10 protein-coding genes and 1 pseudogene are annotated in these 15,949 nt (G+C 71.3%); 9 read left to right on the forward strand and 2 right to left on the reverse strand.

Annotation, left to right across the window (positions count from 1 at the left end):
* Positions 1-57 precede the first annotated feature (57 nt).
* The 4 genes from ACZ7IB_RS07395 to ACZ7IB_RS07410 all read left to right on the forward strand — a co-directional run bounded on the left by ACZ7IB_RS07395 (position 58) and on the right by ACZ7IB_RS07410 (position 8,257).
* Positions 58-2,811 (forward strand): protein kinase, encoded by a 2,754-nt coding sequence (locus tag ACZ7IB_RS07395; protein ID WP_470909944.1) that lies wholly within the window; start codon positions 58-60, stop codon positions 2,809-2,811.
* 130 nt (positions 2,812-2,941) lie between these two features.
* The gene (locus ACZ7IB_RS07400; protein WP_470909946.1) at positions 2,942-4,615 is read left to right on the forward strand and encodes a serine/threonine-protein kinase; all 1,674 of its coding nucleotides are present in this window, start codon (positions 2,942-2,944) and stop codon (positions 4,613-4,615) included.
* A 140-nt stretch (positions 4,616-4,755) separates the two neighbouring features.
* Complete coding sequence (locus ACZ7IB_RS07405; RefSeq protein ID WP_470909948.1) at positions 4,756-6,384, forward strand: succinic semialdehyde dehydrogenase; 1,629 nt, start codon at positions 4,756-4,758, stop codon at positions 6,382-6,384.
* 49 nt (positions 6,385-6,433) lie between these two features.
* Complete coding sequence (locus ACZ7IB_RS07410) at positions 6,434-8,257, forward strand: GMC oxidoreductase (RefSeq protein WP_470909950.1); 1,824 nt, start codon at positions 6,434-6,436, stop codon at positions 8,255-8,257.
* A 312-nt stretch (positions 8,258-8,569) separates the two neighbouring features.
* On the opposite strand, the pseudogene ACZ7IB_RS07415 reads toward ACZ7IB_RS07410, so the two are convergent.
* Positions 8,570-8,716 (reverse strand): annotated as a pseudogene (locus tag ACZ7IB_RS07415) (LAETG motif-containing sortase-dependent surface protein); the annotation flags it as partial.
* A 380-nt stretch (positions 8,717-9,096) separates the two neighbouring features.
* Between ACZ7IB_RS07415 and ACZ7IB_RS07420 the strand changes: the two are divergent.
* Positions 9,097-10,818 carry a COG1361 family protein gene (locus tag ACZ7IB_RS07420; RefSeq protein WP_470909952.1) on the forward strand — a complete coding sequence of 574 codons (1,722 nt, stop codon included), beginning with the start codon at positions 9,097-9,099 and terminating at the stop codon, positions 10,816-10,818.
* 419 nt (positions 10,819-11,237) lie between these two features.
* On the opposite strand, the gene ACZ7IB_RS07425 is transcribed toward ACZ7IB_RS07420, so the two are convergent.
* On the reverse strand, positions 11,238-11,570 hold the full coding sequence (locus ACZ7IB_RS07425) for a chorismate mutase (protein ID WP_266358647.1): 333 nt from the start codon (positions 11,568-11,570) through the stop codon (positions 11,238-11,240).
* Positions 11,571-11,932: 362 nt separating this feature from the next.
* Between ACZ7IB_RS07425 and guaA the strand changes: the two genes are divergently transcribed.
* From guaA to ACZ7IB_RS07445, 4 genes are all read left to right on the forward strand, one after another.
* Positions 11,933-13,528 (forward strand): glutamine-hydrolyzing GMP synthase, encoded by a 1,596-nt coding sequence (gene guaA / locus ACZ7IB_RS07430; protein ID WP_327273440.1) that lies wholly within the window; start codon positions 11,933-11,935, stop codon positions 13,526-13,528.
* A 113-nt stretch (positions 13,529-13,641) separates the two neighbouring features.
* Positions 13,642-14,244 (forward strand): Uma2 family endonuclease, encoded by a 603-nt coding sequence (locus ACZ7IB_RS07435; protein WP_470909955.1) that lies wholly within the window; start codon positions 13,642-13,644, stop codon positions 14,242-14,244.
* Between the two features lie 46 nt (positions 14,245-14,290).
* Entirely contained in the window at positions 14,291-15,046 is a 756-nt protein-coding gene (locus ACZ7IB_RS07440; RefSeq protein WP_470909956.1) for an SAM-dependent methyltransferase, read from the forward strand.
* Positions 15,047-15,165: 119 nt separating this feature from the next.
* Entirely contained in the window at positions 15,166-15,936 is a 771-nt protein-coding gene (locus ACZ7IB_RS07445; protein ID WP_470909957.1) for a class II aldolase/adducin family protein, read from the forward strand.
* Positions 15,937-15,949: the final 13 nt, after the last annotated feature.

The following is a 15,949-nucleotide window of genomic DNA, read 5'->3' on the forward strand; positions in this document are numbered from 1 at the left end:
TGATGGATTCGTGCGGTCTTCGTGGCCGGGGGGGACAGCGCGCTCTGGGGAGGCGTCGTGGATGACTATGCGGGTCGGGTACTTGCCGACCGCTATCGCCTTCCGCTACCCCCGTCCGACGAGTACGAACTGGTCGAGACCCGGGCGTTCGACACCTACAGCGGGCAGGAAGTCCTGGTCCGACAGGTGCCGTTGCCCGAAGTGGTGGACGCCGAGGTGCTCGATGCCGACGGTCCGGCCCCGGCGGCCCGGCGGGTCACCGGGCGCGCCGTGCGACGGTCCACGGACCCGGCGGTCCGGCGCGCCATCGAGGCGGCGCAGGCGGCGGCCCAGGTCCCTGACCATCCCAGGCTCGACCAGGTCTTCGACGTGTTCGACGAGGCCGGTTCGCTCTGGATCGTGAGCGAATTCGTCATGGCCCGCCCGCTCGCGGCCCTGCTGGCGGAGCGCCCGCTCAATCCCTTCCGGGCCGCAGAGATCGGCTCCGACGTGCTGACGGCGCTGCGGGTGCTGCACGCCCATGGCTGGACCCACCGCAACATCACCGTCCGCACGGTGCTGGTCTGCGACGACGGCCGCGTCGTGCTGACCGGTCTGGCGGCCGGGGCGGCGGAGGAGGCGCTCTGCGGGTACGTACCGACGCCTCAGCCCGACGACGAGGACGACGACGGGTACGGCGGCCGCCCGGCGTACGAGACGGGCCCGACCGGGCCGTACGCACCGCCGCCCACGCCGGCCCCGCCCGTTGCTCCGGCCGAGGTGCCGGCTCCGCGCGGCCCTGCGGCGATCGAGACGGGCCGGGCGACCGTTGATCCGTACGGCGATGACGATCCGTACGCCGACGATCCGCACCCCGACGACCGGTACGCCGATGACCCCCATGACGGTGTGCCGGGCGAGCTGGAGGCCGTACGGCGGCCGGTGAATCCCGCCCTCCCGGCGCCTGCCCCCGCAGCGGCCGGCGCCGCGCAGTCGCAGGCCGAGCGAGCCGGAGCCGTCGCCGCCTACCGTGCGGGCGCCCGCGCCGCCGCCCGCGTCGGCGAGGACCGGCGCCGGGCCGGGGCGGGCGAGGCGGAGGACACCGGCAGTCTCCCCGTCCAGCGCGCCGCGCGGCCGGAAAGCGCGGGGCCGCCAGGCCCGGACCACGGTCACCCGCAGCCGACCGGCCCCTGGAACCAGCCCGCCGAGGACCCGTACGAAGACGACCCGTACGACGACGAGGACGACGACGGCTACGGAGGCGACGGCCAGTCGCCGCCCGGCCGACGGCTGCATCTCACCGGTATTTGGAGCGACGGCCCGGGATCCGGGCGCCCCGTCCCCGCCGGAGGTTCGGGCGAGGACGCCCTGCGCGCCGATGCCAGCCGCCACGGCAACTCCCCGGCGCCGCCCGCGCACCGGCCCGAGCCGCAGCAACAGCCGGGCCGCTGGGACGAGATCGTCGCCGGCGGCCGTACGGGCCCCGCCTACCGAGGCCCCGCCACCACCCTCGCTGCCGAGCGCGCCCGGCAGGCACGGATCGCCGTCGTCGGCGCGGTCACCGAGCGCTGGGCGCCCGAGCAGGCCGGACCCGTCCACGAGAATTGGCAGCTGGCGCCGCCGATCGGCCCCGCCACCGACCTCTGGGCGCTGGGCGCGCTGCTCTACCGCGCCGTCCAGGGCCACGCCCCGTACCCCGAGGAGAACGCGGCCGAGCTTGTCCAGATGGTGTGCGGGGAGCCGCCCGCATTCGCCGAGGAGTGCGGTCCGCTGCGCCCCGTCGTCGAGTCGCTGCTGCGCCAGGACCCCACCGAGCGGCCGGACTTCGAGGAGCTGCGAGGCTGGCTGCGCTCCCTCGTACGGTCGGCGCCCGAGCCCGAGGCCGGTCTGGACGTCGTGCCACTGCCGTCCGTCGACAGCGCCCGGCTTCCCGTCGTACGCCGCCGGGGCGAGCTGGTCCGCAGGCGCCGGGGCCGCCTGGGGCAGAGCACGGCCCACGGCCGCCACCGTCACACGAAGGAGAAGTCCGACCGCCACGACAGACCTCGGGCGGAAAAAGCACCCAGGGCGCCGCGCGAGCCCAAGGGCCCCAAGGAGCTGCGCACCCTGCCGCCCCGCCCCCGCCCGGGCGAGGGGCGGGCGCCGCGACGGCTCGGGCGGCTGTTTCTGGTGCTGATCCTGCTGGCCCTGGTCGCGGCCATCGCGTACGCCCTGATGTTCATGCCCAAGGCGGACAGCGACTCCGGCACCCGTTCCTCGGGCCCGGCGTCGTCGACGTCCGGTTCGCCGGAGCCCGGCGCCGGTGAGACCGGCGGGCAGTCGCCCTCGCAGCCGTCCGGCGCGCAGCAGCCGCAGACCAGCCGCTCCGCCGTCGCGCTCGCCCCCGGCTACGCCCTGCGCAAGGACCCGGAGGGTTTCGAGGTCGGCGTGCTCAAGGGCTGGCAGCGCAGCCCCGCCAACGCGGACCGTCAGATCCGGTACGGCAGCGACGGCTTCAGCCTGCTGATCGTCCCCGGACGCGACACCGTCAAGGCCAACGGCGACGACCCGCTGGCGTACCAGGCCGACAAGGAACTGGAGTTGCAGCCGTTCCGCGACTCCAGCTGGTCGGGGTCGAGCGGGCTGCGCCGGATCGATGTCGGCCGACAGGCCATGGCCGAGGGCCAGTTCACCTGGCAGGATGCCTCCGGCCGCGAGGTGTTCGCCCGTAATCTCGCGATGATTGTCGACGGCCGCTACCACATTCTCCAGGTCATCGGCCCGGAGGACCGGCGCGACAAGGTTTCGGACATCTACGAACAAGCCATCGCCTCTTACCGCGTGACACCCTGAAGCATCCCGGTACGGCACCCGAAGGGTGGCGGAGCGACAAGCATCACAGTGCGGTCTCTTGGGGGATGCGAGGTTCCGTGGCCTGCATCCCCTCCGTAATCTGGCCTCCGAAGGAACGGGGCGGGGATACGTGGATCGATCACAGGGCACGGAAGCGGGACTGGTACTGGCCGGAAGGTACCGGCTCGGCGAAGTCCTCGGGCGCGGCGGCATGGGCAAGGTCTGGCGCGCCCACGACGAGGTGCTCCACCGCACGGTCGCGGTCAAGGAGCTGACTGCCGGGCTGTACGTCGCCGAGGCCGACCGGATCGTGCTGCACGCCCGCACGCAGAAGGAGGCCCGCGCGGCCGCCCGGATCACGCACCCGGGCGTGGTCACGGTCCATGACGTGATCGAGTACGACAACCGGCCCTGGATCGTCATGCAGTACGTCGACGGCCCGTCACTCGCCGACGCGGCCAAGGAGTCCGGCGAGATCGAGCCGCGCGAGGCCGCCAGGATCGGCCTCCATGTGCTGGGCGCCCTGCGCGCCGCACACGGTGCGGGGGTCCTGCACCGGGACGTGAAGCCCGGCAACGTACTCCTGGCCAGTGACGGGCGGGTGCTGCTCACCGACTTCGGGATCGCCGCGATAGAGGGCGACTCGACCATCACCAGGACCGGTGAACTGGTCGGCTCCATCGACTATCTGGCGCCCGAGCGGGTACGCGGCGGCGATCCGGGCCCCGCCTCCGACCTGTGGTCCCTCGGCGCCACGCTCTACACCGCGGTCGAGGGGCGCTCGCCGTTCCGTCGTACGTCCCCGATCTCGACCATGCAGGCCGTCGTCACCGAGGAACCGCCGCCGCCCGGGCGGGCGGGCCCGCTGGCCCCCGTGATCACCGCGCTGCTCCGCAAGGACCCCGAGGACCGGCCTTCGGCGGCGGAGGCGGAACGGATGCTGCTGGACGCCATGGAGGGTCGCGAGCCCCAGGCCGCTCAGGCGTACGTACCGACGCAGCGCGTCCCGGACGAGGTCCTGCGTTCGCTGGGCCCGGACGGCACGTCGGGGGCGGCTACGGATCAGCCGCCCCACCCCGTGGCCGCTTCCACCGCCCCGTTGTCGCCCCCGGTGACCCGGCGCAGCCGGGGCCGGTGGCGTACGGCGGTGCTGGTCATCGCCGCAGCCGCGCTGGTCGGCGGCGGCGCGGGGCTCGCCGCGATGAAGTACGGGGACCGTGCGGACAGCGCCGCCGAACGGAGCAGCACGGGCACGCACGCGACCGACACCCCCAAGAGGACCGACACCCCCGAGAGTCCCGGCACTTCGCCCGCGCCGAAGCCCGATCCCTCGGGGAACGGCGTACCCAAGGGCTGGCAACGGGTGAACGACCCCGAGGGCTTCAGCCTGATTGTCCCCGACGGCTGGGAGCGCCGGGCGGACGGCAACCAGATCGACTACACCCCGGACAACGGTGTGCATTACATCCGGATCAGCATCGACCCGGCGCCCGACTTCGAGAACCCCTACATGCACATGCTGAACCTGGAGAAGCAGCTCGCCAAGCGGCTGCCCGGGTACCAGCGCAAGACCCTGCACTCCAATACGTACCGCGACCGGGAGGGCTCGCTCTGGGAGTTCACCTGGACCGAGACCAAGGACCATCCGGGCCCGCGCCATGCGATCGACCAGATGTACTACGGGGAGACGGGCGGCCCGGAGTACGCGATGTACATGACGGGTCCGGCTTCGGACTGGGACACGACCCGGGAACAGTTCGACACGATGCTGCGCGGATGGCGTGCGCCCGGCAGCTCCGGCTGAGGCTGCCGGACCGTGCCGGCGACCACAGGGGTCCTGATCAGGGGCTTTGTTGCCAGTGATCACTGGCTTGTTTGTGGGGACTGTGAAAACCCATTACTCACGGGTACCCAAAGCGTGCGGCTGGACGTACTCTCGCCCTCATGACGGACTCGAAGGCCTCCACGTCCACCTCAGCAGCCCCGGTCGGCACCAACCCCGTGGCCCCCGCCCCCGCGGGGGTGCGTACCGCCGCCGATGTGGTGACACCCGAGGTGATCGCCCAGCTGACCCGTGGTGTGGTCGGCTCCGGCCGTACGGCCAACCACACCCCCTTCACCGGGGAGAAGCTGGCGGATCTGCCCGAGTCCACCCCCGAGGACGTGACGACGGCCTTCGAGCGGGCCCGTGCCGCCCAGCCGGCCTGGGCCGCGACCCCCGTCCGCGCCAGGGCGGCCGTCCTGCTCCGCTTCCACGACCTCGTGCTCAGCCGCCAGGCCGAGGTGCTCGACCTCATCCAGCTGGAGACCGGCAAGGCCCGACTGCACGCCCACGAGGAGGTGCAGGCCGTCGCCGTCGCGGCCCGCCACTACGGGCGCAGGGCCGGCTCGTATCTGAAGCCGAAGCGGCACACCGGAGTCGTGCCGACCCTCACCAAGGTCACCGAGCTGCGCCAGCCGCGCGGAGTCGTCGGGCAGATCGCGCCGTGGAACTACCCGCTCGAGCTGTCCGTCGGCGACGCGCTGCCCGCGTTCGTCTCCGGCAACGCCGTCGTGATGAAGCCCGACACGGAGACCGCGCTGACCGCGCTGTGGGCCCGGGACCTGCTGATCGAGGCCGGCCTGCCCGCCGAGGTGTTCCAGGTGGTCCTCGGCGACGGACCGGTCGTCGGCCCCGAGGTCGTCAAGCACGCCGACTACGTCTCGTTCACCGGTTCCACCCGCACCGGCCGTGAGGTCGCGCAGGGTGCGGCGGCCCGGCTCGTCGGCGTCTCGCTGGAGCTCGGCGGCAAGAACGCCATGCTGGTCCTCGAGGACGCCGACGTGGAGAAGGCCGCCGCCGGCGCCGTCCGCGCCTGCTTCTCCTCCGCCGGACAGCTCTGCATCTCCATCGAGCGGCTGTACGTCCACGAGTCGGTAGCCGACGACTTCGTGGAGCGGTTCGCCGCCCGTACGAAGGCCATGCGGCTCGGCAACTCCCTCGCCTACGGCGCCGACATGGGCTCCCTGGTCGGCGAGCGCCAGCTGGAGACCGTCACCCGGCATGTCGCGGAGGCCGTCGAGAAGGGTGCCAAGCTCGTCGCGGGCGGGGTCGCCCGTCCCGACATCGGCCCGCTCTTCTACGAGCCGACCATCCTCGACGGCGTCGAGGCGCCGATGGCCGTCTGCAACGAGGAGACCTTCGGCCCGGTCGTCTCCGTCTACCGCTTCACCGACGAGGACGAGGTCGTCGCCCTCGCCAACGCCACCCCGTACGGCCTGAATTCGAGCGTCTGGACCAAGGACTCGAAGCGCGGCCACCAGGTCGCCGCCCGGCTGCGGACCGGCACGGTCAACATCAACGAGGGATACGCCCCCGCGTACGGCAGCGTGCAGTCCCCGATGGGCGGCATGAAGGACTCCGGTCTCGGCCGGCGGCACGGCTCCGAGGGCATCCTCAAGTACACCGAGGCCCAGACCGTCGCCCAGCAGCGGCTGATCCCGATCGCCCCGTCCTTCGGCATGGACGACGAGAAGTACGCGGCGTTCATGACCCGCAGCCTGAAGGCGATGAAGGCGTTCCGCCTGCGCTGAACCCCGTAACACCGCAGCACGTTCTGCCCTTTTCGTACCGAGGAGAGCCATGTCCGAGGACAGCCCTGCCCAGAATCAGGCCGAACCGGCCGGCGAGAGCGACGACGCGGCGTACGACTACGACGTCCTGGTCGTCGGCTCGGGCTTCGGCGGTGCGGTGTCGGCCCTGCGGCTGACCGAGAAGGGATACCGGGTCGGCGTCCTGGAGGCGGGCCGCCGCTTCGCCCCCGGCACTCTCCCCAAGAACTCCTGGGACATCAAGAACTACCTGTGGGCCCCCGCACTCGGGCTCTACGGCATCCAGCGCGTGCATCTGCTCGGCAAGGTGATGGTGCTGGCCGGTGCGGGCGTCGGCGGTGGCTCGCTCAACTACGCCAACACGCTGTACGTACCCCCGGCGCCGTTCTTCGAGGACCGCCAGTGGGCGTCCATCACCGACTGGCAGGACGAGCTGAAGCCGTACTACGACCAGGCCAAACGGATGCTCGGGGTCCGGCTCAACCCGACGATGACCCCCTCCGACGTCCATCTGAAGGCGGCCGCGCACGCCATGGGCGTCGGTGACACCTTCCATCTCGCCCCGGTCGGCGTCTTCTTCGGTGACGGCAAGGACGCCGACGGCATGGCGACGGCGAAGCCCGGTGAGACGGTCGCCGACCCGTACTTCGGGGGTGCAGGCCCCGCCCGCAAGGCCTGCACCGAGTGCGGCGAATGCATGACGGGCTGCCGCCACGGCGCGAAGAACACCCTCAACGAGAACTACCTCCACCTCGCCGAGAAGGCCGGAGCCGTCATCCACCCGATGACCTCCGTCGTCGCGATCACGGACCACCCGGAGGGCGGCTACCACGTCACCACCGTCCCGACCGACCGCCGCAAGGCGGAGCCCAAGCTGCTGCGCGCCCGCAAGGTGGTCGTCGCGGCGGGCACGTACGGAACGCAGACCCTGCTGCACACCATGAAGGACCGGGAACTGCTGCCCCGGCTCTCGGACCGGCTCGGCGAGCTGACCCGTACCAACTCCGAGGCGCTCGTCGGCTCGCAGACCAGCGACCGGCGCTACCGCAAGAAGCACGGCACCGCGAAGGCCGACTTCACCCAGGGCGTCGCGATCACCTCCTCGGTCCACCCCGACGAGAACACCCACATCGAGCCGGTCCGCTACGGCAAGGGCTCCAACGCGATGGGCGCGATGTCGATTCTCCAGGTGCCGTACGGCAGTCGCCGGGTGCTGGGCTGGCTCGGCAACGTGGCCAAGCACCCGACGCTCGCCGTGCGGTCGCTCTCCAACCGCCGCTGGTCGGAGCGGACCATCATCGGGCTCGTCATGCAGTCGCTGGACAACTCCCTGACGACGTACCGCAAGCCGGGCGGCATAGGGAAGGGCCTGCTCACCGCCCGGCAGGGGCACGGTGCTCCCAACCCGACGCAGATCGAGGAGGGGACGCGCAGCGCCTCACTGCTCGCCGACGAGATCAACGGCTTCGCCGGCTCGAACGTCGGCGAGCTGATGGGCACCCCGCTCACGGCACACTTCCTCGGCGGCTGCCCCATCGGTGCGAGCGCCGAGGACGGGGTGATCGATCCGTACCACCGGCTCTACGGACACCCCGGCATCTCGGTGGTCGACGGCTCGGCGGTCTCCGCGAACCTCGGCGTCAACCCGTCGCTCACCATCACCGCTCAGGCCGAGCGGGCGATGTCCTTCTGGCCCAACAAGGGTGAGGCGGACCCGCGTCCGGAGCAGGGCGAGGCGTACGAACGGCTGGCCGCGGTCGAGCCGCAGGCACCGGCGGTGCCGAAGGAGGCCTTCGGTGCGCTGAAACTGCCGTTCCTCGGGCTGCCGACCGTCCCGCCGAAGAAGAAGTCTTAGACCGACCGGCAAATGGGGGGCGGCGTCGCGGGGCTGGGCACGCACTCCCCCAAGGCCTTAAGGGCCAGGGGGGACCCCCTCCGGCGTTGTCGTCAATCACCAACTTCCCCAAGCTCTCGGCTTCGCTCGAGCAGGGGAGACCCCATCGCGTTGGCTCAATCCTCCGCCTTGCAGCTGCACGCACCCAGCCCCGCTCCTTCTCCCACCCCCCATTTGCCGGTCGGTCTTAGCAGCCACAGCGAATCGGGACAGCAGAAGGGGCTGCACCCCCCTCCGAGTGCAGCCCCTTCGTGCTTACGGTGACCAAACGCCTTACGCGCCGGTGTCACCGTTCCTGCGGCGCCGCACGATGAACATCGCGCCTGCACCGAGCACTACGGCCGCGCCGCCCGCCGTGGCGAACACCGGCACCGCGGGGGACGAACCCGTCTCCGCGAGGCTGCCGGAGACCAGGCCCGTCGGGTTGCCGGCCGGCTTCGCGGCCTGGGCAGCCAGTACCGCGGCAGGGGCGCTCACTGCCGTGGCGGCGGTGAGCGCCATGGCGCGGCGAAGCTTCATGTGACCTCAGAAGTCCGGCGTACCGCTGTGAGCGGTACGGCTGTCGGGACGGGCCTGCCGTGCCGGGGCACGGGCGGGGCCGGTGGTTCCGCATGGTTGACCCGTGGCCCGCCGCAATGGTTGTCCGGATGCTCACAGAACCTTTATGTGACGCCGCTCACGTTTCTCTCCGTGCTCAATCCGTGACCTGAGGCCGCGCAACTGTTCACCGGGCCACGCGGTCGAACTCGTATCGCTGTCACAGCGGTCGCACCGCCCCCACCGACCTCAGAGAGTCCGCGATGAGAACCATTTCCCCGCGAGCCGCGCTGCGCCGCGCCGCCGGCGGTTTCGCCGCCGTCGGTCTGCTGGCCGCCGGCTCGCTCGCTCTCGGCACCCCCGCGCAGGCCGCCGGCCCGGAGCTGGTGATCGGCGGCCCCGCCGCGACCGCCCTGCACCCCTACCCGGCGAGCGGTTCACCGCGGAAGTCGACGGTCGAGATCACGGTCGACAACCCGTCGCGGAACGCAGAGCCCGGCACCTTCGACGGCGACTTCACCGTGACCTTCGATCTGACCGGGATCGCGGGCATCGCCGACGCGGCCTTCGGCGAGACCGGCGGCGCGGACTGCGAGGTCACCGGCCCCACCGCCGTCTGTCGCGGCCACGGCCTCGGGCCCGGCCGGAGCGCGCTCGCCGAACTCGGCCTCTTTGCCGCCGAGGGCAGCCGCATCGGCGACTCGGGCACCATCCGGGCCACCGGCAAGGCGGACGGGGCGACGTTCACCGCCTTCTCCGCCGAGGTGGTCATCGGTGGCCCCGACCTGGTGATGGAGCGGCTCCCGTTGAAGCAGAACCTGAAGCCCGGCGAGACCCAGCCGGTTCCCGTCACCTTCGCCAACAACGGCACACGGGCGGCCGACGGCGTCCTGCTCACCCTGATGTACACGCGCGGCCTGGACTTCATCGAGCGCTACGCGAACTGCGAGTACAGCGAGGGCGAAGCAGGCCGGGGCTTCCCCGCCGGAACCACCGCCCGCTGTTCCGTCCCCGGCACGTACGAAGCGGGGGCGACCTACCGGCTCGCCGTACCGCTCTCCCTCAAGGCCACCGAGCACGCCTTCCACGACACATTCGTCTACCGCATCGACGAGGACGTACCGGGGCGGGGCGCGCAGCGTTCGGCGGCGGGCGTCACCGCGGGCAAGGGCGCCGCGCTCACCCTGAAGGAGGCCGCCACCGTACGGGGCGTGGATCTCGATCCCCGGGACAACCAGCAGGAAGCCGACTTCGTCACCGCGAACTCCGCCGACTTCGTGGCCTACGGCGCCCGGGCGCGGGGCCCCGCGGGCGAGACCGTCGCGGCCACCATCGGCTTCCGCAACAAGGGCCCGGCCTGGGTCGGCCACCCGAGATCCGGTGAGCCCGTCGCCACGGTCGACTTCACCGTCCCCGAGGGCGCCTCGGTCACCGGCAGTCCCGCCGCCTGCCGGGGTGTGACGGCCGACGGTCAGTATCGCGAGAGCCGGAGCGGAGCGCCCCGCTATGTCTGCGACACGTCCATGGCCGTTCGGGACGACGCCGACTTCGCCCTGCGCTTCCATCTGAAGATCGACAAGGTGGTGACGGGAGCCTCCGGCACGGTCACAGTACGCACCCCGCTCCTCGCCGAGTCCCCGAAGCTGCCGTTCGACCCGAAGCCGGGCAACAACACCGCGCTGCTGGTCCTGAACAGCGACGACGGCGACAGCGGCTCCGGATCCACCGCCTCGGGCGGGGCCTCCGGCTCAGGCTCGGCCGGCCAGGCCACCGCCGGCGGCCGGACCGGCGGCTCCGGCGCCACGTCCAACGGCTCGACCACCTCAGGAGCCGCAACGGGCGGTTCCACCACGGCCGGTTCCACCGGCGGCGCCCTGGCAGCGACCGGCACCGTCGCGCTGCCGGTGGCCGCCGGTGCGGCGGTCGCACTCGCAGCGGGCGGTGTGCTGTACGCGACGGCCCGCCGCCGCCCCCAGCGGGGCTGACGCCCGGCCGGGGCCGGACGAGGGCATGAGCAAGGGCCCCGTGGACCGGGAGGCGGCCCACGGGGCCCTGCGCGATCAGCATGGGGACGCGGCCTCGGTACCGAGCTGGACGGCTGCGCCCCGCGCAGACCGTTTCGACCGGATACGGTCGGCTCCGGGCGTCCCCGGAGCCGACCGTTCTTGGGGTGACCGGGCTGCTGTCCCCTGCCGACCGGTCACGCACGCTGGGGCGCGGTCCCACGGCGTACCTGCAGTACGCCACACGCTCCAGCGGAGCCACGCGTGGTTTCTTTCCAAAGCCGCCCCTGGCTGGCACGGACACCGGGACCAACGAAGCCACGACGGCCCCGGTCACGCGCCGTACGGGTGAGAGTCGGCCCGAACTGGGATACGCCCGGACACCCCCTGCCCGTGGGATGTCAGGCCCGGCCGCGGCAGAGCTCGAGCAGCGTCATGGCGAGGGAGGTGCCGGGCTTGCCGAGCGCGTCCCGGTACTGGCCGAGGATCTCCATCTCGCGCGAGAGGTTGATCCGACGCCCGCCGGAGGTGATCCGGGCCTCCTGGATGACCGCGGAGATGGCCATCCGCTCCTGGACGAGTCCGATGATCCGGTCGTCGAGGGCGTCGATGCGGGACCTCGCGTTGTCGATCAGCGCGGCGGCCTCATCGGTGTGCGCGCCGGTCTTCTCGGCGGTGGTCTTCGCAGTGCCGGTCTTCGCGGTGCTGCTCTGCACAGGGGCGGTGCTGGTCATGGTGGTGACTCCTCGCGGGGTGCGGCCCCCGAATCCGACCGGTCCGGAACGCCAGAACGCCCCGGGCCTTTCGGCCCGGGGCGCCTGGAACGTTGCTTGTCAGTGGATCAAGCAGCACGACCATGGCAGCCGGCGGGCCGGATGCCATAGGTAAAGACGAAGGTCGTGTGCTGTCGCATGGAACTCAGTATGGCCCCGCCTGTGCGGGCGGGCCAACACGGGGCCCGGATGCTGAGACACCGGCTGTCCCCGGCCCGGGGCCTGCGCTTCCCGCAGCCCCGTCCGGGCGTGACGACGGCCGCCTCCGCAACCCCGGTAGAATCGACAAAACCGACCCCCTTTCACCGCCGGAAGGCCGCCCCGTGCCAGCAGCACCCCCCGCCGCCCCCGACATCGCCACCGACGTGGTCCTCGTTGTCGACTTCGGGGCGCAGTATGCCCAGCTCATCGCCCGACGCGTCCGTGAGGCCCGGGTCTACAGCGAGATCGTCCCGTCCACGATGCCGGTGGCCGAGATGCTGGCCAAGAACCCCCGGGCGATCATCCTGTCCGGCGGCCCCTCCTCGGTGTACGCGGAGGGCGCACCCTCCCTCGACCGTGCAATCTTCGAGGCCGGGGTTCCGGTCTTCGGCATGTGCTACGGCTTCCAGCTGATGGCCACCACGCTCGGCGGCACCGTCGACGACAACGGTGCCCGTGAGTACGGCCGCACCCCGCTCACCGTCTCCAAGGCCGGCTCCACGCTCTTCGAGGGCACCCCCGCCGAGCAGTCGGTCTGGATGTCGCACGGCGACGCCTGCTCCGCCGCCCCCGAGGGCTTCACCGTCACCGCGTCCACGGACGTCGTACCGGTCGCCGCCTTCGAGAACGACGAGAAGAAGCTCTACGGCGTCCAGTACCACCCCGAGGTCCTGCACTCCACGCACGGCCAGCAGGTCCTGGAGCACTTCCTCTACCGCGGCGCCGGCATCGAGCCGACCTGGACCACGACCAATGTGGTCGAGGAGCAGATCGCGCTGATCCGCGAGCAGGTCGGCACCAAGCGCGCCATCTGCGGCCTGTCCGGCGGCGTGGATTCCGCAGTCGCCGCAGCCCTCGTGCAGAAGGCCATCGGCTCGCAGCTGACCTGCGTGTACGTCGACCACGGCCTGATGCGCAAGGACGAGACCGAGCAGGTCGAGAAGGACTTCGTGGCCGCCACCGGCGTCCAGCTGAAGGTCGTCGACGCCGAGGAGCGCTTCCTGAACGCGCTGGCCGGGGTCTCCGACCCCGAGCAGAAGCGGAAGATCATCGGTCGCGAGTTCATCCGCGTCTTCGAGCAGGCCCAGGCCGAGCTCGTCGCCGAGGCGGGTGCGGCCGGCGAGGACGTCGCGTTCCTCGTCCAGGGCACGCTCTACCCGGACGTCGTCGAGTCCGGCGGCGGCACCGGCACCGCCAACATCAAGTCCCACCACAATGTCGGCGGCCTCCCCGACGACATCGAGTTCCAGCTCGTCGAGCCGCTGCGCCAGCTGTTCAAGGACGAGGTCCGGATGGTCGGCCAGGAGCTCGGCCTGCCGGAGGAGATCGTCCAGCGCCAGCCGTTCCCCGGCCCGGGTCTCGGCATCCGTATCGTCGGCGAGGTCACCAAGGAGCGGCTCGACCTGCTCCGCGAGGCCGATGCCATCGCCCGCGAGGAGCTGACGGCGGCCGGCCTGGACCGCGACATCTGGCAGTGCCCGGTGGTCCTGCTCGCCGATGTCCGCTCGGTCGGCGTCCAGGGCGACGGCCGTACCTACGGTCACCCGATCGTCCTGCGCCCGGTCTCCTCCGAGGACGCCATGACGGCCGACTGGTCGCGTCTGCCGTACGAGACGCTCGCCAAGATCTCGACCCGCATCACCAACGAGGTCGCCGACGTCAACCGCGTCGTGCTCGACGTGACGAGCAAGCCGCCGGGCACCATCGAGTGGGAGTGACCTTTTTGCAGGGTCAACGCTGATGCCGTCGCTCATTCGTTTGGGCGGCGGCATTGTCGTACCGGCTGGGTACGCTGGCTCAGGAGACGAGACTCACTCCCATGGGAGCAATCATGAGCGCCGCGCCCGAGTTCGAGTTGGACGAGAAGTACAACTATCCGGTTCCCCCGCCCGGGGGCTGGACGGCTGACGATCTCGACCGGTTGCCGGATCTGCCGCGACGCACAGAGTTGATCGACGGGAGTCTCGTTTTCCTGAGTCCGCAGACCGAGTTTCATATGCGGACCATGCGGCTGCTGGAGAATGCACTTCTGGACCAGGCCCCGGACGATCTCGATGTCTTCCGGGAATTCAGCATCGGACTCGACAAGCGGAACCGTCCGGAGCCGGACGTGCTGGTGGTTCCTCTCGGAGCGGACACCGGGCCGAGAGAGACGTGGCTCCGGCCGGAGGACGTCATTCTTGCCGTGGAGGTCGTCTCGGAGGAATCCGAAGGCAGAGACCGTGAGGTCAAGCCCCGCAAGTACGCTGCCGCGGGTGTGCGGCACTTCTGGCGAGTGGAGCAGAACGAAGGTCTGCCGGTCGTGTACGTCTACGAACTCGATCCCGCGCTGAGCGCTTACGTGGCCACGGGCATCCACCACAACAGGCTGAAGCTGGACGTCCCCTTCCCCATCGAGATCGACCTCACCGCGATCAGTCGTCGCCGCCCATAGAAAAGGGGTGGCACCGCCCCCCGCGCCCGTGCCAGGCTCCGCCCTCATGTCTGCCGATGAGATCCGCGCCCTCATGTCCGCCGCCCACAACGACCGTCTGACGTGGAACACCCCGCTCTCCGAGGAGCATGCCGTCCAGCTCGTCGCGGCCTGTGCCCCCGGCGCAGGGGCGCGGATCGTGGACCTCGGCAGCGGCTGGGGCGAACTGCTGATGCGGCTGGTGGAGTCGGCGCCCGGGAGCACCGGGGACGGCGTCGAGACCGATTCCGAGGCCGTGGCGCGGGGGCGGGCGCTCGCCGGGGAGCGGGGGCTCGCGAAGCGCGTACGGTTCCATGAGACGCCTGCCGCCGAGTGGGCAGACAGCGGTTACGACCTGGCCGTGTCCATCGGGGCCTCGCACGCCTGGCCGGGGTCCACCCCGGAGGCACTGAAGGCGCTGCGGGCGGCCGTGCGGCCCGGTGGGCGGGTGCTGTTCGGGGAAGGGTTCTGGGAACGCGAGCCATCGGCGCAGGCGCTGGCCGGGCTGGGGGCCGAGCCGGGGGACTTCGGTTCGCTGCTGGAGCTGATCCGGCAGGCCGAGGCCGTCGGGCTGCGGCCGCTCCAGGTGACCGTTGCCGACCAGCGCGAATGGGATCTCTTCGAGGCGAATGCCAATATCGGGCGGGGCGAGCGCTGGGCGCTGGCCAACCCGGCGCATCCGCTGCACGACGGTGTCGTCGCGGCGGTCGACGACCGGCGCACCGGGTACTACGGGGGCTACCGGGGAACGTTCGGCCTCGCCTACCTCGTGCTGAGTGCGTGACAGGGGCCCGAATCCATATCTGGACCGATGCATGAATCGGTACGTGATCCCTCTGGCCACCTGCGGCAACCGGCGGTAACTTCCGATCCCGTACGCCCTGGGAGCCCCGAGGAGTCGCCATGCCCGAGCCCACACCCATACCTGTGGACCAGCTCCACTTCGCGATGCCGCCCGTCCACGAGTCGGTGGAGGACGAGCGCGCGTACCGCAAGGAACGGCTGGCCGGGGCGCTCAGGTTGTTCGGGGAGTACGGGTACGAGGACGGCGTCTCCGGTCACATCACCGCGCGGGACCCGGAGTTCACCGACTGCTTCTGGGTCAACCCCTTCGGGGCCTCCTTCGACGGGCTCACGCCGGACGAGCTGATCCTGGTCAACGGGGAAGGGCAGGTCGTCGAGGGGCGGCACCACGTCAATCAGGCGGCGTTCGCCGTCCATGCGCAGGTGCACCGGGCCCGCCCGGACGTCGTCGCCGTCGCGCACACCCACTCCCTGCACGGACGGGCCCTGTCCGCGCTCGGCGAGCTCATCGAACCGATCACCCAGGAATCCTGTGCCTTCTACGAGGACCACGTCCTGTATGACGGGTACACCGGGGTTGTCGTGGACGAGGAGGAAGGGTGCCGGATCGCCGCCGCGCTCGGCGGCCACAAGGCGATCGTGCTGCGCAATCACGGGCTGCTGACCGTCGGCGACTCGGTGGACGCGGCCGCCTGGTGGTTCATCGCGCTCGAGCGCTCCTGTCAGGTGCAGCTGGCCGCACGGGCGGCCGGAAAGCCGGTGCTGATCGAGCACCGGGACGCGGTCACCACCCGTGAGCAGCTGGGCAGCGACCTGGTGGCCTGGATCAACTACCAGCCACTGTGGCGCCGGATCAGTCGCACATTCTGACGATACGCGCCGA

The sequence above is a fragment of the Streptomyces sp. NPDC037301 genome, assembly GCF_055602785.1.